Genomic DNA, 18,152 nt, shown 5'->3' with positions numbered 1-18,152 from the left:
TGTTACTGTTATTTCTGATTCTTATGTTTCATATATTTCTTTTTGTCGCGTTTGCTCATATCTTGCGTGATTAGTTCATCGTCAATGACTGCCTGGTAGATTGTTTTCTCTTTGAGCTTAACGTCTCCTTGGGTTGTACGGAACACGGGTATGAAGTGGGAGTAAGGGTAACCCGAAGATTCTCCGCCTTTGAATTTATTCTCGTCCAAAAAGAAGAAGGAGATGGAGACTCTCAAAGGCCCTGCTTTTCCTATGGCTTGTCCTACTTGTACTTCCTCGCCCGGTTGAATGAAATTCTCGCTCATCACCAGATAGGCCGCGAAAGTCTGGTCGGAATGGTAGATTAGCAGTTGGCGTGGATTGGCTGTTGTGCAGGCTACACCACTGCGGGTCGCATAAATGGTATCACCTTCTTTTATACGGAAATTGAGTGTTTTTACAGGTTCGCGCGGGTCGGTCTGCCAGCCGGTCTTTTGTCCGTCCTTCACGGGTAAGGCGTAAGGGGTGCCGATTTGGAAGTCTTTGGGAAATTTGCCGCGATAGTATCTGTAACTTGATGCGCTTTTAAACGGATTCTCGAACGATGCGTTCTTTTCTATTTTAAATATTGTATTTTTTCCGGGAGTCAGATTGTAGGAGCGGTCGTTCATGCGGTACAGGTAATAGGCGCAATAGTCTTCGTTGTAGTAATTAAGTTCTCTGCCTCCTTGTGGATTTGTCTCCCATTTCGATTCAACGACTCCGAACGGACGTTCCATTAGCTTTCGTAAGGACTGGGCGGAGATATGGCAGGCGGACAGTGTGAATACGGATAAGATAATTAATTTAAGGTGTTGTGTCATAACTTGAATAATTGTGTTACCTTTAGAGCGATGAATAATCGCTTGCAAATATAACGAGAAACTGTAATATATAAGCGCGGTCATACTATTTTCTTGTGTAAAGTTACTATGTTTTTTCTTCATTCTTGTTTCTTCAATAGGCTTATAATTAGTGTTTTATGCGTGATAAAGCTTGTTTCTATCTACATTTTCTTTATAAAGAAAAACAGCCGCCGTATTTCCTGTCTGTCTTTGCCATGAGATTATTAACTAACTGCATGAAGCTGCTTTGGTGGATTACTCCTGTGTGCATTTGAATCTCGACGACAAGAACCTGTTTTTTGAATCACGGCTGATTCCTAACGCGAAGGGGGATAAAGGATACATGCAGGCGCCTTGCCGTTCACCGTGGCGTACGGTGATTGTCAGTGACGATGCCCGTGATATTCTGGCGTCCAAATTGACGTTGAATCTGAATGAGCCTTGTGTTTATGAGGATGTTTCCTGGATTAAGCCTGTGAAGAGTGGTTATATAAGCAATATCATTCCCCGTAGCGAACATCATTACGGTCAGTGGATGAACGACCCTTATCTGTACGCAGTGAAGAAAGCCGCCGATTATAAGATTTGTGTGAATGCGCACGAAGCAGTCCGCTCGACCGGATGATACCGCACTTACCCGAACCTGATTGGCAGGCCGATGGATTATACTCCGGGTATCTTCGATGCAAAACTTTCTAAGAAATGGAAATAAGATTCAGGTAGAAAGATTGTTCCCGGATTCTCCGCTTTTTAATAAATATTAGTTGTTGTCCCGCAAAGAAATCTAAAACTTTGCGGGGCTCTTTTTTTATCAGACGGATTCTTTTTTGTACTTTTGCGCATCTTTTTTAAAACATCATCAATAAAGAGAACGACATGGGAGGTTTTTTCGGAACAGTCTCGAAAACTAGTTGCGTGACTGATTTATTCTACGGCACAGATTATAATTCACATCTGGGTACGAAGCGGGGTGGACTCGCGACATATAGTAAGGAAAAAGGTTTTATCCGTTCCATTCACAATTTGGAAAGTACCTACTTCCGAACCAAGTTCGAAGGAGAACTGGACAAGTTTAAAGGAAACGCCGGCATCGGCATCATCAGTGACACAGACGCACAACCTATCATTATCAATTCTCACCTCGGGCGCTTCGCCATTATCACCGTCGCAAAAGTAGTCAATATCCAACAATTGGAAGACGAACTCCTCAGTCAGAATATGCATTTCGCCGAACTCAGTTCGAGCAGTACCAATCAAACGGAACTTATCGCGTTACTTCTTATACAAGGTAGAAACTTTGTTGAGGGTATCGAAAATGTGTTCAAGCACATCAAAGGTTCTTGTTCCATGCTTATCCTGACGGAAGACGGAAGCATTATTGCCGCCCGCGACCAATGGGGACGTACTCCGGTGGTAATCGGCAGGAAAGACGGTGCTTATGCCGCCACGAGTGAATCGTCCAGTTTCCCGAATCTGGATTATGAAATTGAGAAATATTTAGGACCGGGTGAAATTGTCCGTATGTATGACGACCATATCGAACAGCTTCGCGAACCGAATGAGGATATGCAGATTTGTTCATTCCTGTGGGTGTACTATGGGTTTCCGACTTCTTGCTATGAAGGTAAGAATGTGGAGGAAGTCCGTTTTACAAGCGGATTGAAAATGGGGCGGATGGACAAATCCGAGGTCGATTGTGCCTGTGGTATCCCAGATTCGGGAGTAGGTATGGCTTTAGGATATGCCGAAGGAAAAGGGGTGCCCTATCATCGCGCTATCTCGAAATATACGCCGACATGGCCTCGTAGCTTTACACCCAGCAATCAGGAGATGCGTTCGCTGGTCGCTAAGATGAAGTTGATTCCGAACCGTGCTATGCTTCAAGGCAAGCGTCTGTTGTTCTGTGACGATTCTATCGTCCGCGGTACGCAGTTGCGTGACAATGTGAAGATTCTATATGATTATGGAGCGAAAGAGGTGCATATGCGTATCGCTTGCCCGCCGTTGATTTATGCTTGTCCGTTTGTGGGATTCTCCGCTTCCAAGAATGCGTTGGAATTGATTACCCGCCGGATTATCAAGGAGCTGGAAGGTGACGAAAATAAGAATTTGGAAAAATATGCGACTACCGGTTCGCCCGAATATGAGAAGATGGTCAGCATCATTGCCGAGCGTTTCGGATTGTCTTCCTTGAAGTTCAATACGCTGGAAACGCTGATTGAAGCTATCGGATTGCCTAAATGTAAAGTGTGCACGCACTGCTTTGACGGTAGCAGCCACTTTTAAAAAAAGATTATACAATAAAAAAGAGCCGTGAATTGCTTTGTAATTCACGGCTCTTTTTTTACCTTTACGGCACTATAAACTATCAAATTGTAAATTGCAATTAGTAACTTAGAATTAAATAATATGACTTTAGTAGACAGGTTTTTAAAGTATGTGAGCTTCGATACGCAATCTGACGAATCGACAGGGCTTACTCCCAGTACTCCGAAACAGATGATATTCGCCGAATATCTGAAAGCGGAACTGGAGTCTTTGGGATTGGAAGATATTACTTTGGATGAGCATGGCTATCTTTTTGCTACGCTTCCCGCCAATATAGATAAGGAAGTGCCGACTATCGGATTTATCGCCCATATGGATACAAGTCCCGATATGAGCGGCAAGGACGTGACTCCGCGCATTGTAGAAAAGTATGACGGTTCGGACATCGTGCTTTGTGCTGAAGAGGATATAGTCCTTTCTCCTGCGCAATTCCCGGAATTGCTGGAGCATAAGGGGGAAGATTTGATTGTAACCAACGGAAAGACTCTGCTCGGTGCTGACGACAAGGCTGGTATTGCGGAAATCGTATCGGCAGTGGTTTATCTGAAAGAGCATCCCGAAATCAAACATGGAAAGATTCGTATCGGTTTCAATCCTGATGAGGAAATCGGCGAAGGTGCTCATAAATTCGATGTTGAGAAGTTCGGTTGTGAGTGGGGATATACAATGGATGGCGGTGAAGTGGGAGAGTTGGAGTTTGAAAACTTCAATGCTGCTGCCGCTAAGGTTATTTTTAAAGGACGTAATGTGCATCCGGGATATGCCAAGAACAAGATGATTAACTCTATCTATCTGGCCAATCAGTTTATCAACCTGCTGCCTGCGCAGGAAAGACCGGAGCATACTACGGGATATGAGGGTTTCTATCATCTGATAGGTATTCAGGGTGAAGTGGAACAAAGTACTGTCTCTTATATTATCCGCGACCATGACCGTGCTAGATTTGAAGACCGCAAGAAGGAAATGGAACGTCTGGTTGCCCGGATGAATGAGGAATATGGTGCAGGTACGGTGACTCTTGAGTTGCGTGACCAATATTATAATATGCGTGAGAAGATAGAACCGGTGATGCATATCATCGACACTGCTTTTGCCGCAATGGAAGCTGTGGGCGTGAAGCCGAATGTGAAACCGATTCGTGGGGGTACGGACGGCGCGCAACTTTCCTTCAAAGGTCTGCCTTGTCCGAATATCTTTGCCGGTGGATTGAATTTCCACGGACGTTATGAATTTGTTCCTGTTCAGAACATGGAAAAGGCTATGAAAGTCATTGTGAAGATTGCCGAGCTGGTTGCTTCCAAATAAGATTTTAAAGCTCTATATCACTATTACTTGATACTTAAAACTTAATACTTAAAAGAATATGAAAACCACTCCGTTTACTGAGAAACATATAGCACTCGGTGCTAAAATGCATGAATTTGCAGGTTATAATATGCCTATTGAATACTCCGGTATCATTGACGAACATCTCACGGTTTGTCAGAATGTTGGTGTGTTCGATGTGTCCCATATGGGAGAATTTTGGATGAAAGGTCCGAATGCGTTGGCTTTTCTTCAAAAAGTGACTTCCAATAATGTGGCGGCACTGACTCCGGGCAAGATACAATATACCTGTTTCCCTAATGAAGAAGGCGGTATCGTAGATGACTTGCTGGTATATCATTTTGAACCGGAAAAATATATGTTGGTGGTCAACGCTGCCAACATGGAGAAAGACTGGAACTGGTGCGTTTCTCATAATACGGAAGGTGCGGAGTTGGAAAACTCTTCGGATAATATCGGGCAGCTTGCCGTACAGGGGCCGAAAGCGATTCTTGCTTTGCAGAAATTGACGGATATTGATTTGTCCGCTATTCCGTATTATACCTTCAAGGTAGGGAAGTTTGCGGGTGAAGAGAATGTAATTATCTCCAATACGGGTTATACCGGTGCAGGAGGTTTTGAGATTTACTTCTATCCGGATGCTGCCGATGCTATTTGGAAGGCTGTTTTCGAAGCGGGTGAAGAGTTTGGCATCAAGCCTATTGGTTTGGGAGCCCGTGACACGCTCCGGTTGGAAATGGGATTCTGCCTGTATGGCAATGACCTGGATGATACGACTTCTCCGATAGAAGCCGGATTGGGATGGATTACTAAGTTTGTAGAGGGTAAGGATTTCATTAACCGTCCTATGCTTGAAAAGCAGAAAGCAGAGGGGACTACCCGTAAGTTGGTCGGTTTTGAAATGATTGACCGCGGAATTCCTCGTCATGGCTACGAACTTGTTAGTCCGGAGGGGGAGAAGATCGGGGTAGTTACTTCTGGCACTATGTCGCCTACACGTAAAATAGGCATCGGTATGGGGTATGTGAAGCCTGAATATAGTAAGACGGGTACAGAAATCTGTATCGATATGCGCGGACGTAAATTAAAAGCGGTAGTAGTAAAACCACCTTTCAGAAAATAAGAGTTTAAATCAGTCTTGTCTGATTAAGCCCCGGGTAAATTGACTTTATCCGGGGCTGATTGGTTTTATGCGGGCTATCATAAAACATATCCGTTAATATGTTGTTTATACCATAGATTTATTATAATTTTGTCAGCAAATACGATGAAATAATGTCTCAATTACCTACCCTGATAGCTGACCTTGCACTGATATTGATATGTGCGGGTATTATGACTTTGTTGTTTAAGAAGTTGAAGCAACCTCTAGTCTTGGGATATGTGGTTGCCGGTTTCCTGGCAAGCCCGCATATGCCTTATACACCTTCCGTGATGGATGCTGCGAATATCAAGACATGGGCGGATATAGGTGTTATTTTCTTGCTGTTTGCTCTTGGACTGGAATTTAGTTTTAAGAAGATTGTGAAAGTGGGCGGTTCTGCTATTATTGCTGCTTGTACTATTATCTTCTGTATGATTTTGTTGGGAATAGGCGTTGGCATGGGCTTTGGCTGGCATCGGATGGACAGTTTGTTTCTGGGTGGTATGATTGCGATGTCTTCCACTACCATTATTTATAAGGCATTTGATGATCTTGGATTAAGAAAAAAGCAATTCACCGGATTGGTGTTGAGTATCTTGATTTTGGAGGATATTCTTGCTATTGTGCTGATGGTAATGCTTTCTACTATGGCGGTAAGCCACAATTTTGAAGGTACGGAGATGTTGGAGAGCATCGGCAAACTGGTATTCTTCCTTATTTTGTGGTTTGTAGTCGGTATTTATCTGATTCCGGAATTCTTGAAACGTTGCCGCAAGCTGATGGGGGAGGAAACGTTGCTTATCGTATCTTTGGCGCTTTGCTTCGGTATGGTGGTAATGGCTGCCAATACGGGATTTTCTGCTGCATTCGGTGCATTTATCATGGGTTCTATTCTGGCGGAAACGATTGAAGCGGAATCTATAGACCGGTTGGTGAAACCTGTAAAGGACCTTTTCGGAGCAATCTTTTTCGTTTCAGTGGGCATGATGGTGGATCCTGCAATGATTGTGGAATATGCTGTACCTATTATTGTCATTACTATGGCTGTCATTTTGGGGCAGTCCATATTCGGAACTTTTGGGGTGATACTCTCTGGCAAACCGTTGAAGACGGCTATGCAATGCGGATTTAGTTTGACGCAGATTGGTGAGTTCGCCTTTATTATAGCATCTCTGGGAGTCTCTTTGCATGTGACGAGTGACTTTTTGTATCCGATAGTGGTGGCAGTCTCCGTCATAACCACTTTTCTTACTCCTTATATGATTCGCCTTGCCGAACCTGCTTCTTCCTTTGTGGACGCCCATCTTCCCGCTTCGTGGCGGAAACTCTTGATGCGCTACTCTTCCGGATCGCAAACTGCGCTCAACCATGAGAATTTGTGGAAGAAGTTGATATTGGCGATGGTACGCATTACGGTGGTTTACTCTATTGTCAGTATATCGATTATCGCGCTTTCTTTCCGTTTTGTCGTGCCTTTCTTTAAGGAGAATCTGCCGCATTTTGGGGCATCATTGCTGGGGGCGGTATTTATCATTCTTTGTATCGCTCCTTTCTTGCGGGCTATTATGGTGAAGAAAAACCATTCGGTGGAATTTATGACATTGTGGCATGATAGCCGGACTAACCGGGCGCCTTTGGTGTCGACAATCGTTATACGTATTATGATAGCGGCGCTTTTCGTTATCTTTGTCATTTCCGGTTTGTTCAAAGCGTCTATCGGATTGGTTATCGGAGTTGCTGTCCTTGTTGTGTTGTTGATGGTATGGTCGCGCCGTTTGAAAAAGCAATCCATAATGATTGAACGCCGTTTTTTTCAGAACCTTCGTTCCAGAGATGTGCGTGCGGAATACTTGGGGGAGAAGAAACCGGAATATGCCGGACGTTTGTTGTCGCATGACCTGCATCTGGCGGATATGGAAATCCCGGGAGAATCCAACTGGGCGGGAAAGACATTGATGGAATTAAATTTGGGGAAGAAGTTTGGCGTCCATGTCGCTTCCATTCTCCGGGGTAAAAGGCGGATTAATATTCCGGGTGGTTCTGTCCGCCTGTTCCCGATGGACAAGATTCAGGTGATAGGAACGGATGAACAACTGAGTGTATTCAATGAAGCTATGCAGAATGGAGCCAAGATAGATTGGGGGATATATGAAAAGAGTGAAATGACTTTGAAGCAGTTTATCATTGATAGTGATTCTGTTTTCTTGGGCAAAACGCTCCGTGAATCGGGAATCCGGGATAAATACCATTGTATGATAGCCGGGGTGGAAAGCGAAGACGGGTCATTGATGGTTCCCGACGTAAATATACCGCTCAAAGAAGGTGATGTGGTATGGGCGGTAGGAGAAAAAGAGGATGTGTACCAATTAGTCAATCAAAAAAACGAAAAAGTACAAGCCGGATAAAAATGGATTCCTTATTTTTGTGGCGATAAAAACTTAAAATTATAATAATATCATGAAGAGCGATCCGAAAGAATGTCTGTATTGCCAAAATAATGAAACGCTGCATAATCTGATGATTGAGATTGCGCAGTTGAGTGTGTCACGTGTATTCCTGTTTAAGGAACAAACATATCGTGGACGTTGCCTTGTGGCATATAAAGATCATGTAAATGATTTGAATGAATTGAGTGATGAAGACCGTAATGCTTTTATGTCTGACGTAGCACGCGTTACTCGTGCCATGCAGAAGGCTTTCCAGCCGGAAAAGATAAATTATGGCGCTTACTCAGATAAACTGTCTCATTTGCACTTCCATTTAGCGCCTAAATATGTGGATGGACCTGATTATGGCGGTGTATTCCAGATGAATCCGGGAAAAGTTTACCTGACGGATGAAGAATATCAGGAGTTGATTGATGCTGTAAAAGCACATCTATAAATGATAATTTACCGGCGTAGCGCCGGAGCAAGGTTTCCATTCGGTATTTCTTGAAAGAGCATAATCATATACAATTCCGCCCTTTCAGGGTGTGCCTGAAACGACAACATGCCGAATGGAAACCTTGTTGGGGTGCTACGTCCCTAAATTCCCATTTACTATTCTTCGCTATCAAAATCGAAATCAAAGTCAAAATCATCCAGAAACTCTGGAGTGGTAAATTCTTCCAGTTCCCTGCGGTCTTTTTTGGTAGGTCGTCCGGTGCCGCGTGCACGGTCTATGAATCCGCTGATTTTGCTCATTTCCAATAGTTCGTATTGGTCGGGAGTAGTTACATTCTCCATCATTTCCGGTACAAGCTTTGCACCTATGCGCTTTTCTATCGCTTGCAGTACTTTGAAGGAATAGGTGATGGGTGGCTTTTTCACTTGAATGACGTCACCCGGTTTCACCATGCGGGCGGCTTTGACTAAGGAACCGTTGATGGTGACACGTCCTTTTTTGCATGCTTCTGCCGCAATCGTACGAGTTTTGAAAATGCGGACAGCCCACATCCATTTATCTATTCTTGCTTCGGCCATTTTTTTATGATTAGCTGGTTAGTGATAAATTGGCTAGTGATTAATGATTAACCACTATTTTCATTTCTTATTGAATTGGTTCATTGTGATGTCGATTCCGGCCAGACAGAAGCTCTTGATAATATCTCCTGCCATTTCCAGCCTTTCGCCCATTGTCTTCCAGTCTTCATCCGTGAAGTGTCCGAGTACATAATCAATCTGTCCGCCGCGTGGAAAATCGTTTCCGATACCAAAGCGTAAACGGGCATAATTCTGAGTGCCCAAAGTGGCAGCGATATTCTTTAGCCCATTGTGTCCGGCATCGCTTCCTTTGCCTTTCAGACGTAACGTGCCGAAGGGGAGAGCCAAGTCATCCACTACAATCAATACATTCTCCAATGGAATATTTTCTTTCTGCATCCAATAGCGGACAGCCAATCCGCTCAAGTTCATAAAAGTCGACGGTTTAAGCAGTATCAACTGTCGTCCTTTGACAGAGAAGCTGGTGGTGAATCCGTAACGCCCGTCAATGAAAGGCGGCGCATTATTAGTTCTAGCCAATGCCTCTATCGTCATGAATCCGATATTGTGTCGGGTTTCGTGATATTCAGGACCAATGTTTCCCAGTCCGACAATTAAATATTTTATCATTGCTTTTCGGTAAAACAGTTCATTAATATAGAAAGAGAAACGCAGATTAATACAAATTAATGCAGACTGAACATCTGCTTTAATCTGCATTAATCTGCGTTTGTAGTGTATCTCTTTTTACAGGGATAATCTCAGATTACTTGCCAGCGGCTGCTGCTGCACCTCTTGCTGCACGAGTCAACTTAACTGCACATACAACGGCTTCTTTAGCACTGATCAGTTCAAGACCTTCGAAGCTCAGTTCACCAACCTTAACAGTCTTACCCAATCCCAGGTGAGAAACGTTAACTATCAGTCTTTCAGGAATTACATTGTACAAAGCTTTCACTTTGATCTTACGCATCTGCAATGCCAATTTACCACCGGCTTTAACACCTTCTGCAAGACCTTCCAACTGTACAGGAACTTCCATTACGATAGGTTTAGCTTCATCGATCTGATAGAAGTCAACGTGCAGGATAGTATCTTTTACCGGGTGAAACTGAATGTCCTTCAAGATAGCGTTTACTTTCTTGCCATCGATATCCAGGTCTACTACGTAGATATGCGGAGTATAAACCAAGTTGCGAAGTCCTTCGTTTGTTACAGTGAAGTGAACAACTTCATTACCACCATACAGTACGCAAGGTACACCACCGTTCTTACGGATTTCTTTCAAAGCTCTTGCTTGTTCTGAAGAGCGTTCTGCAATAGTTCTTGCAGTTCCTTTTACTTCAATTGATTTCATTTCTTTAAAAAATTGTGTTACTCTAAATTAAGTTAGTTTGCTTAATTCACCATCACACGATGTGGATTATCACACGATGTTGCAAAAAGCGGCGCAAAAGTACGTCTTTTTTTTGAATAATCAAAGATTTACTTTCTTAAAAGTCGATGTCAATCTTAATTTCGCTCTCTAATTTGTCCTCTTGTGCTTCTTCGGCAACTTTCCGTTCGCTATTTTCATCAGCTTCTGTGGTGAGACGGCTGATATACTCGTTCATGTCGCTGCGTTCTATGAAGTTGACAGCTTCTTCAAGTCCTGCCATAAACTTCTGAAAGTCTTCCCTATATAAGAAGATTTTGTGCTTCTCGAAACTGACTTGAGAATCATCACCTTCTCCCGTTATCACTTTCTTACTCTCTGTAATAGCCAGGAACATCTCATCTTTACGATTCTTTTTTACGTCGAGGTAGTAGATGCGTTTACCTGCTTTAATAGACTTGGAGAATACAATCTCCTTGTCATTCATGTCTGCGCTCATTTTCTTTTTTAAATCTTCCATATCTTACGATCTGTTTATAATCGGCCTCAAAATTGGATATTTTTTTTAAACTGTCAAAAGAAAAAGCGCAGAGAATGAAATACTGCATTAAAAAATGTGATTTATTTGTGGAAACTCGCTAAAAATATCTACTTTTGCAGTTCGATAACAACAGTATTAAATTGAATTATGATCAACAGAGTTCTTATTCGTCTTAAGATTATACAGATAGTGTATGCCTATTATCAGAATGGCAGCAAAAATCTAGACTCAGCGGAGAAAGAGTTATTCTTTAGTCTTTCAAAGGCGTATGACCTTTACAACTATTTGCTAATGCTGATGATAGCATTGACAGAGTATGCACAAAAACGCATTGATGCGGCAAAAGCCAAACTGGCACCCACGGCAGAAGAGTTATATCCCAACACAAAGTTTGTGGACAATAAATTTATTGCCCAGTTGGAAGTTAATAAACAACTGGCGGAATTTATTGCCAATCAGAAGAAGACTTGGGTGAACGACCAGGACTTCGTGAAAGAACTCTACGAGAAAATTGTGGGAACCGATATTTATAAAGATTATATGGCTTCTGATGACAATTCGTATGAAGCAGACCGTGAATTATGGAGAAAAATCTATAAGACATACATCTTTAATAATGATTCTCTCGATCAGGTATTGGAAGACCAGAGTTTGTATTGGAATGACGATAAGGAAATCGTAGATACATTCGTCCTGAAGACAATCAAGCGCTTTGACGAGAAGAAGGGCGCGAATCAGGAATTGCTTCCTGAATTTAAGGATGACGAAGACCAGGAATTTGCGCGTCGTCTGTTCCGCCGCACTATTTTGAATTCTGATTATTACCGTCACTTGGTAAGTGAGAATACGAAAAACTGGGATTTGGACCGTATTGCATTTATGGATGTTATTATTATGCAGACGGCATTGGCGGAAATTTTAAGTTTCCCGAACATTCCGGTCAGTGTTTCGTTAAATGAATATGTTGAAATTGCGAAGTTGTATAGTACATCCAAGAGCGGTAGCTTTATCAACGGAACATTGGATGGAATAGTTAATCAATTGAAAAAAGAAGGTAAGTTGAATAAAAACTGATACCTTTGTATATATAATAGAAACTAAAACAGATTATTTATGAACGTATTTACTGTATTATTACAAGCTCCTGCCGGTGCTGCCGCAAACGGAAGTATGATGTGGATCATGCTGATAGCAATGTTTGTTATCATGTATTTCTTTATGATCCGTCCTCAAAATAAGAAGCAAAAAGAAATTGCTAATTTCCGTAAATCTTTGCAGGTAAATCAGAACGTGATTACTGCCGGTGGTATCCACGGGACAATAAAGGAAATAACTGACGACTATGTCGTACTTGAGATTGCTTCTAACGTGAAGATTAAAATAGATAAGAATTCTATTTTTGCCGACGCTTCAGCGGCTAGCAATCAATCTAAGTAAATAGTCGGTAAAGAAATGCCTATGTTTGATCGTAGGAAAATAAGATATACATATTTAAAACTATCTAAGAGAATTAAGGATTTTCTGCTCAGTGATAAGAGCAGGGAATTCTTAATTTTTTTAGTTTTCTTCCTGATAGCCGGCGGGTTTTGGTTGCTTCAGACATTGAACAATGATTATGAAGCGGAATTTTCTATTCCGGTACGTATTAAAGACGTTCCTAATGATGTAGTACTGACTTCGGAGCCCCCTTCCGAACTTCGCGTTAGAGTGAAAGATAAAGGTACTGTTCTTCTTAATTATATGCTGGGAAAAAGTTTCTTTCCGGTAAATTTGAGCTTTTCCGATTATAAAGGGAAAAATAATCATGTGAAGATTTACGCATCCGATTTTGAGAAAAAGATATTGAGTCAGTTGAACGTATCTTCCAAGATACTTTCCATTAAGCCTGATACGTTGGATTATATTTACTCCGAAGGGAAATCCAAGCTGGTGCCTGTCTGCCTTCAGGGAAAAGTGACTGCCGGACTTCAATATTATGTTTCGGATACGATTTGTAGTCCGGATTCTGTATTGGTCTATGCCCCGGAAGGAATTTTGGATACGATAACCACTGCTTATACTCAGAAGATAAATCTGGAGAATATATCCGATACCACCCGCCGACGGATTTCTTTGGCTTCGGAAAGAGGAGTGAAGTTTGTCCCGGCTTCGGTTGAGGTTACTTTCCCGGTCGATATTTATACGGAGAAAACGGTGGAAGTGCCTTTGTATGGGATTAATTTTCCGGCGGATAAAGTGTTACGTGCTTTTCCTTCAAAGGTTCAGATTACCTTTCAGGTAGGGTTGAAGCGTTTTCGCAGTATAAAGGCGAGCGATTTTGTGATTAATGTCTCTTATGAGGAATTGCTTAAATTAGGTTCGGATAAATATACGGTCAAACTGAAATCTTTCCCGAACGGCATCAACCAGATACGTATTGCACCCGAACAAGTTGATTTTTTGATAGAACAAGTATCTTCAAATGGCGATTAAGATTGGTATAACCGGTGGCATCGGCAGTGGGAAAAGTGTAGTTTCCAGACTGCTGGAAATAATGGGAATCCCTGTTTATATCTCGGATACAGAAGCGAAACGCATCACGAATACCGATGGAGTGATTCGTCGGGGGCTTTGTTCCTTGGTGGGGCATGAAGTGTTTCAAAATGGAGAATTGAATCGCCCTTTGCTGGCATCCTATATGTTTGGGAATCCGGAGCACATAAAAGAAGTGAATGGAATCATTCACCCGCAGGTGAAAGAAGATTTCCGCCAATGGGCTATCCGGCAGCAGGAGAACAAACCACTTGTTGGCATGGAGTCTGCCATTCTTATTGAAGCCGGATTTAGAGGTGAAGTCGATTTTCTGGTCATGGTCTATGCACCGTTGGAAGTAAGAGTGGAGCGTGCTGTAAAACGTGATGGCTCATCAAGGGAATTGGTAATGAAGCGTATCGAGGCTCAGATGAGTGATGAGATTAAGAGAAGCCATGCTGATTTTGTGATTGTGAATGATGATGAAACACCGTTAATTCCACAGGTTTTGGAGCTTATTTCTTTGCTATCTAAAAATAATCATTACCTTTGCCCCGCAAAAAATAATTAATAAACAAAAGGTTATATACTATGTTGAAGACTATCTTGTCTATCTCCGGTAAACCGGGATTGTACAAACTTATTTCGCAAGGAAAAAATATGTTGATTGTCGAATCAATCAATGCTGAGAAGAAACGTTTTCCCGCTTATGGTAATGAAAAAATTATCTCATTGGCAGATATAGCAATGTACACGGATGATGCAGAAGTTCCTTTGTACGATGTGTTGGAAGCAATCAAGGAAAAAGAACAATCGGCAGCAGCTTCTATTGAACCCAAGAAAGCTACACCCGAACAGTTGCGTGAATATTTGGCGGAAGTATTGCCGAACTTCGATCGTGAACGCGTGTATGTAGCGGATATTAAGAAGTTGGTTTCTTGGTATAATATTCTGATTTCTAATGGCATTACAGAATTCAAACCGGAAGAAGTTAAAGAAGAGAAGGAAGAGGCAGCTGCAGAATAGCCAATGCCGTCTTCACTTGCCATAACGCTTCTCCAAACCGGGTACTTATGTTTTAGTGATGAGTCATCCGAACTGTCAACCTGAAGTTCGGAGAGTGGCATATACAGAAATATAAAAGTCGGTAGGTCTTTATCAGACCTACCGACTTTTTTCATTTTTGCATGCTGCTGTTTAATTTCGGAATACCAGTCCATCTCCGCCTGCATCAACAATGATCGCTTTGCTTCGATCTACTTCCTGGGCAAGCAGTTTCTTAGACAAGTCATTCAGTAAGTAGCGTTGGATAGCCCTTTTTACCGGACGCGCTCCGAATTCAGGATCATACCCCACCTGAGATAAGAAGTTCAGGGCGGTTTCAGTCATTTCCAGTTCTACGCCATTCTCTGCAAGCATCTTCTGTACACTCTTAATCTGTAAGAGCACGATCTGCCTGATTTCTTTTTCTGTCAATGGTAAGAACATGATTGTTTCATCAATACGATTCAGGAATTCAGGACGAATGGTCTTTTTCAGCATATTCATCACTTCCTTCTTCGTTTCTTCGATAACTTCTTCCTTATTGGAACCATTCAGTTTTTCCATCTGGCTTTGTATATATGAACTACCCATATTGGAAGTCATGATGATGATGGTATTCTTGAAGTTGACCACTCTTCCTTTATTATCAGTCAATCGTCCGTCGTCCAATACCTGCAGCAAGATATTGAAAACGTCCGGATGGGCTTTCTCTATTTCGTCAAACAGTACAACAGAGTAAGGTTTCCGTCGGATTGCTTCTGTCAACTGACCGCCTTCATCATATCCTACATATCCCGGAGGCGCTCCGACCAAACGTGAAACGCTGTGCTTCTCCTGATACTCGCTCATATCAATACGGGTCATCATCGTTTCGTCATCAAACAGGAACTCAGCCAATGCCTTTGCCAACTCCGTCTTACCCACACCGGTAGTTCCGAGGAAAATAAACGAACCGATCGGGCGTTTTGGGTCTTGTAATCCGGCACGGCTACGGCGTACAGCATCCGCGACTGCTTCAATCGCTTCATCCTGACCGATAACCCGTTGATGCAGTTCTTCTTCCAAGTGCAGTAACTTGTCTTTCTCGCTCTGCATCATCTTGCTAACGGGAATACCTGTCCAACGAGATACGACATCCGCGATATCTTCAGCATCTACTTCCTCTTTTATCATGGCTTTGTCGCCCTGCATTCCACGAAGTTTCTGCTGGGTGTCTTCTATTTCTTTGTCCAAAGCCTGAAGTTTACCGTAACGGATTTCGGCCACTTTGCCGTAGTCGCCTTCGCGTTCAGCCTTTTCAGCCTCGAACTTCAAGTTCTCTATTTCTACTTTATTCTGCTGAATCTTATCCATCAACGTCTTTTCACTCTGCCATTTGGCTTTGAAAGACTTTTCCTGTTCTTTTAGTTCAGCAAGTTCCTTACCGATGATTTCCAGTTTCGGCTTGTCATTTTCACGTTTGATAGCCTCGCGCTCAATTTCTAGCTGCTTGATTTTACGGGAAATCTCATCTAGTTCTTCCGGCACGGAGTCTACTTCCATACGCAGTTTGGCTGCAGCTTCGTCCATTAAGTCAATAGCCTTGTCCGGCAGGAAACGGTCGGTGATATAACGGCTGCTCAATTCCACGGCAGCAATAATAGCATCGTCTTTGATACGTACATGGTGGTGATTTTCGTAGCGCTCCTTTAATCCGCGAAGGATAGAGATTGTACTTAGATTATCCGGTTCGTCCACTTGCACGATTTGGAAACGGCGCTCCAATGCTTTATCTTTCTCGAAGTATTTTTGATACTCGTCGAGAGTTGTGGCACCGATGGAACGCAGTTCTCCGCGGGCTAAAGCAGGTTTTAGAATGTTGGCTGCGTCCATAGCACCTTCACCTTTTCCGGCTCCCACCAGAGTGTGGATTTCATCAATGAACAGAATAATATCACCTTCTGATTTCTTTACTTCATTGACTACGGATTTCAAACGCTCCTCAAATTCACCTTTATACTTCGCACCTGCCACCAATGCACCCATATCCAATGAATATACTTGTTTGTTCTTCAGGTTTTCGGGTACGTCCCCACGAAGGATACGATGTGCCAGACCTTCTACGATGGCTGTCTTACCTGTACCTGGTTCACCAATCAGAATCGGATTATTCTTTGTACGGCGACTCAATATCTGAAGTACCCGGCGTATTTCTTCATCACGACCGATTACAGGATCCAGCTTGCCGCTACGGGCAGCCTCGTTGAGGTTGATGGCATACTTTTCCAGTGACTGGTAGGTGTCTTCGCTCGATTGTGACGTTACTTTTTCTCCTTTCCTCAATTCACTGATAGCATTGCGCAGCTCCTTTTCCGTCATGCCTGCATCCTTTAGGATGGTAGATACGGTGCTCTTTACAGTCAACAATGCCAGTATGATATGTTCCAATGAAACGAATTCGTCACCCATTTCTTTGGAATACTGCGTTGCTTTTTGTAATACTTCGTTAGATTCGCGGCTCAGATACGGCTCTCCGCCCGATACTTTCGGTAGTGAATCAATTTGTTTGTCGACAACGAGAGCTACTTGTTGTCCATTCATACCAAGCTTTTGGAAGAGGAAGTTGGTGACATTCTCGCCTACTTTCATCACTCCCTGCATGATATGGGCAGGTTCGATAGCCTGTTGCCCCCGGCTTTTTACCAGGTTTACGGCTTCTTGTACCGCTTCTTGGGATTTGATAGTAAAATTGTTAAAGTTCATATCGTTGTTCTCCTTTCTTATTTCACGTTCTTAATAACACCTAAAAGGGCGCAAAAGATTTGCCAAGTAGAAAAATATGACAAAATAGCATGATTATTAAGGAGTTAAAGGACAAAATGACTTCTTTCTCTTATGTACGACTGACGAATTTGCTGCGAAATGAGGGTGATAAATAAAAGTATTGTAGTATCTTTATCGGCTGTAATAATATAAAGAATAAGGTATGAACGATAAACCTCAAATAAAACTGTCCGAAACAGTAGTGCTGATTGATGCAGCTTTTCTGAACTTTGTAATTACAGATATGAAAGGATACTTTGAAGCAATTTTGCAGCGTTCTTTACAAGAAATAGACCTTTCAATACTGACTACCTATCTGACCTTGGATGCAGGGATTACGGAAGGGAAAAATGAAGTGCAGTTTCTTTTTGTTTACGATAAGGAGTCGGGACGGCTTGTGCATTGCCAGCCTTCCGATTTGGAGAAGGAACTGAATGGTGTTGCTTTTCAAAGCCCTTATGGCGAGTATTCATTTGCAAGTGTTCCATCAGAAGGAATGGTGTCAAGAGAAGACTTGTTTCTGGATTTGCTGTCCATCGTAGCCGATTCGGCTGATGTGAAAAGAATGATTGTGGTTTCATTCAATGAAGAGTATGGAAAAAAGGTTACTGATGCACTGACAGAGATAAAAGGCAAGGAGGTTATTCAGTTCCGGATGGACGAACCGGATGTTCCGTTAGCATATAAATGGGATATGCTGGCTTTCCCTATTATGCAGGCATTGGGAATTAAAGCTGATGAACTTTAATAGTCT

At 42.5% G+C, this 18,152-nt stretch carries 17 protein-coding genes and 1 pseudogene; 12 read left to right on the top strand and 6 right to left on the bottom strand.

The window, feature by feature from the left end:
• Positions 1-8: 8 nt before the first annotated feature.
• Entirely contained in the window at positions 9-842 is an 834-nt protein-coding gene (locus CLIN57ABFB40_RS10640) for a M23 family metallopeptidase (RefSeq protein ID WP_175630026.1), read from the bottom strand.
• 253 nt (positions 843-1,095) lie between these two features.
• On the opposite strand from CLIN57ABFB40_RS10640, the pseudogene CLIN57ABFB40_RS10635 reads away from it, so the two are divergent.
• The 6 genes and pseudogenes from CLIN57ABFB40_RS10635 to CLIN57ABFB40_RS10610 form a co-directional block, all read left to right on the top strand.
• Positions 1,096-1,560 (top strand): annotated as a pseudogene (locus CLIN57ABFB40_RS10635) (glycoside hydrolase family 97 N-terminal domain-containing protein); the annotation flags it as partial.
• A gap of 179 nt (positions 1,561-1,739) precedes the next feature.
• Positions 1,740-3,149, top strand: coding sequence for an amidophosphoribosyltransferase (locus CLIN57ABFB40_RS10630; RefSeq protein ID WP_175630025.1), 1,410 nt, complete (start codon positions 1,740-1,742; stop codon positions 3,147-3,149).
• Between the two features lie 123 nt (positions 3,150-3,272).
• On the top strand, positions 3,273-4,496 hold the full coding sequence (gene pepT / locus CLIN57ABFB40_RS10625) for a peptidase T (RefSeq protein WP_175630024.1): 1,224 nt from the start codon (positions 3,273-3,275) through the stop codon (positions 4,494-4,496).
• 58 nt (positions 4,497-4,554) lie between these two features.
• Positions 4,555-5,640, top strand: coding sequence for a glycine cleavage system aminomethyltransferase GcvT (gene gcvT, locus CLIN57ABFB40_RS10620; RefSeq protein ID WP_175630023.1), 1,086 nt, complete (start codon positions 4,555-4,557; stop codon positions 5,638-5,640).
• Between the two features lie 152 nt (positions 5,641-5,792).
• Positions 5,793-8,066, top strand: coding sequence for a cation:proton antiporter (locus tag CLIN57ABFB40_RS10615; protein WP_175630022.1), 2,274 nt, complete (start codon positions 5,793-5,795; stop codon positions 8,064-8,066).
• A gap of 52 nt (positions 8,067-8,118) precedes the next feature.
• Positions 8,119-8,544, top strand: a complete 426-nt coding sequence (locus CLIN57ABFB40_RS10610) for an HIT family protein (protein WP_175630021.1) — start codon at positions 8,119-8,121, stop codon at positions 8,542-8,544.
• 158 nt (positions 8,545-8,702) lie between these two features.
• Here the strand turns inward: CLIN57ABFB40_RS10610 and CLIN57ABFB40_RS10605 are convergent, their stop codons facing one another.
• The 4 genes from CLIN57ABFB40_RS10605 to CLIN57ABFB40_RS10590 form a co-directional block, all read right to left on the bottom strand.
• Positions 8,703-9,125, bottom strand: a complete 423-nt coding sequence (locus tag CLIN57ABFB40_RS10605) for an RNA-binding S4 domain-containing protein (RefSeq protein WP_175630020.1) — start codon at positions 9,123-9,125, stop codon at positions 8,703-8,705.
• Between the two features lie 60 nt (positions 9,126-9,185).
• A complete protein-coding gene (gene pth / locus CLIN57ABFB40_RS10600) occupies positions 9,186-9,752 on the bottom strand; it encodes an aminoacyl-tRNA hydrolase (protein ID WP_175630371.1) in 567 nt (188 codons plus the stop codon).
• 139 nt (positions 9,753-9,891) lie between these two features.
• Positions 9,892-10,482 (bottom strand): 50S ribosomal protein L25/general stress protein Ctc, encoded by a 591-nt coding sequence (locus CLIN57ABFB40_RS10595; RefSeq protein ID WP_175630019.1) that lies wholly within the window; start codon positions 10,480-10,482, stop codon positions 9,892-9,894.
• Between the two features lie 136 nt (positions 10,483-10,618).
• The gene (locus CLIN57ABFB40_RS10590) at positions 10,619-11,020 is read right to left on the bottom strand and encodes a PUR family DNA/RNA-binding protein (RefSeq protein WP_175630018.1); all 402 of its coding nucleotides are present in this window, start codon (positions 11,018-11,020) and stop codon (positions 10,619-10,621) included.
• Between the two features lie 168 nt (positions 11,021-11,188).
• Here CLIN57ABFB40_RS10590 and nusB point away from each other — a divergent pair, with 168 nt between their 5' ends.
• The 5 genes from nusB to CLIN57ABFB40_RS10565 are packed head-to-tail and all read left to right on the top strand — an operon-like array spanning position 11,189 to position 14,578.
• Entirely contained in the window at positions 11,189-12,115 is a 927-nt protein-coding gene (nusB, locus tag CLIN57ABFB40_RS10585) for a transcription antitermination factor NusB (RefSeq protein ID WP_175630017.1), read from the top strand.
• Positions 12,116-12,154: 39 nt separating this feature from the next.
• Positions 12,155-12,478 carry a preprotein translocase subunit YajC gene (yajC, locus tag CLIN57ABFB40_RS10580; RefSeq protein WP_175630016.1) on the top strand — a complete coding sequence of 108 codons (324 nt, stop codon included), beginning with the start codon at positions 12,155-12,157 and terminating at the stop codon, positions 12,476-12,478.
• 21 nt (positions 12,479-12,499) lie between these two features.
• Complete coding sequence (locus CLIN57ABFB40_RS10575; protein ID WP_175630015.1) at positions 12,500-13,513, top strand: CdaR family protein; 1,014 nt, start codon at positions 12,500-12,502, stop codon at positions 13,511-13,513.
• Positions 13,503-14,123: a dephospho-CoA kinase gene (gene coaE, locus CLIN57ABFB40_RS10570; protein ID WP_175630014.1), complete on the top strand. Its 621-nt coding sequence runs from the start codon at positions 13,503-13,505 to the stop codon at positions 14,121-14,123. The genes CLIN57ABFB40_RS10575 and coaE overlap by 11 nt, the downstream gene beginning before the upstream one ends.
• A 20-nt stretch (positions 14,124-14,143) precedes the next feature.
• Positions 14,144-14,578, top strand: a complete 435-nt coding sequence (locus tag CLIN57ABFB40_RS10565) for a DUF5606 domain-containing protein (protein WP_175630013.1) — start codon at positions 14,144-14,146, stop codon at positions 14,576-14,578.
• A gap of 171 nt (positions 14,579-14,749) precedes the next feature.
• Here the strand turns inward: CLIN57ABFB40_RS10565 and clpB are convergent, their stop codons facing one another.
• On the bottom strand, positions 14,750-17,338 hold the full coding sequence (gene clpB, locus CLIN57ABFB40_RS10560; RefSeq protein WP_175630012.1) for an ATP-dependent chaperone ClpB: 2,589 nt from the start codon (positions 17,336-17,338) through the stop codon (positions 14,750-14,752).
• A gap of 223 nt (positions 17,339-17,561) precedes the next feature.
• On the opposite strand from clpB, the gene CLIN57ABFB40_RS10555 reads away from it, so the two are divergent.
• Positions 17,562-18,146 carry a DUF6621 family protein gene (locus CLIN57ABFB40_RS10555; RefSeq protein WP_175630011.1) on the top strand — a complete coding sequence of 195 codons (585 nt, stop codon included), beginning with the start codon at positions 17,562-17,564 and terminating at the stop codon, positions 18,144-18,146.
• Positions 18,147-18,152 lie beyond the last annotated feature (6 nt).

Origin of the sequence: Bacteroides acidifaciens, from assembly GCF_903181435.1 — a bacterium.
Taxonomy (GTDB): domain Bacteria; phylum Bacteroidota; class Bacteroidia; order Bacteroidales; family Bacteroidaceae; genus Bacteroides.
The sequence above is the reverse complement of the archived record's forward strand: the minus strand, read 5'-3'. Positions and strand labels throughout refer to the sequence as shown.

What these genes read in the sequence shown, in the direction of transcription:
- CLIN57ABFB40_RS10640 (WP_175630026.1), bottom strand. Translation starts at nt 842, where the DNA reads ATGACACAACACCTTAAATTAATTATCTTATCCGTATTCACACTGTCC.
- CLIN57ABFB40_RS10630 (WP_175630025.1), top strand. Translation starts at nt 1,740, where the DNA reads ATGGGAGGTTTTTTCGGAACAGTCTCGAAAACTAGTTGCGTGACTGAT.
- pepT (WP_175630024.1), top strand. Translation starts at nt 3,273, where the DNA reads ATGACTTTAGTAGACAGGTTTTTAAAGTATGTGAGCTTCGATACGCAA.
- gcvT (WP_175630023.1), top strand. Translation starts at nt 4,555, where the DNA reads ATGAAAACCACTCCGTTTACTGAGAAACATATAGCACTCGGTGCTAAA.
- CLIN57ABFB40_RS10615 (WP_175630022.1), top strand. Translation starts at nt 5,793, where the DNA reads ATGTCTCAATTACCTACCCTGATAGCTGACCTTGCACTGATATTGATA.
- CLIN57ABFB40_RS10610 (WP_175630021.1), top strand. Translation starts at nt 8,119, where the DNA reads ATGAAGAGCGATCCGAAAGAATGTCTGTATTGCCAAAATAATGAAACG.
- CLIN57ABFB40_RS10605 (WP_175630020.1), bottom strand. Translation starts at nt 9,125, where the DNA reads ATGGCCGAAGCAAGAATAGATAAATGGATGTGGGCTGTCCGCATTTTC.
- CLIN57ABFB40_RS10595 (WP_175630019.1), bottom strand. Translation starts at nt 10,482, where the DNA reads ATGAAATCAATTGAAGTAAAAGGAACTGCAAGAACTATTGCAGAACGC.
- CLIN57ABFB40_RS10590 (WP_175630018.1), bottom strand. Translation starts at nt 11,020, where the DNA reads ATGGAAGATTTAAAAAAGAAAATGAGCGCAGACATGAATGACAAGGAG.
- nusB (WP_175630017.1), top strand. Translation starts at nt 11,189, where the DNA reads ATGATCAACAGAGTTCTTATTCGTCTTAAGATTATACAGATAGTGTAT.
- yajC (WP_175630016.1), top strand. Translation starts at nt 12,155, where the DNA reads ATGAACGTATTTACTGTATTATTACAAGCTCCTGCCGGTGCTGCCGCA.
- CLIN57ABFB40_RS10575 (WP_175630015.1), top strand. Translation starts at nt 12,500, where the DNA reads ATGTTTGATCGTAGGAAAATAAGATATACATATTTAAAACTATCTAAG.
- coaE (WP_175630014.1), top strand. Translation starts at nt 13,503, where the DNA reads ATGGCGATTAAGATTGGTATAACCGGTGGCATCGGCAGTGGGAAAAGT.
- CLIN57ABFB40_RS10565 (WP_175630013.1), top strand. Translation starts at nt 14,144, where the DNA reads ATGTTGAAGACTATCTTGTCTATCTCCGGTAAACCGGGATTGTACAAA.
- clpB (WP_175630012.1), bottom strand. Translation starts at nt 17,338, where the DNA reads ATGAACTTTAACAATTTTACTATCAAATCCCAAGAAGCGGTACAAGAA.
- CLIN57ABFB40_RS10555 (WP_175630011.1), top strand. Translation starts at nt 17,562, where the DNA reads ATGAACGATAAACCTCAAATAAAACTGTCCGAAACAGTAGTGCTGATT.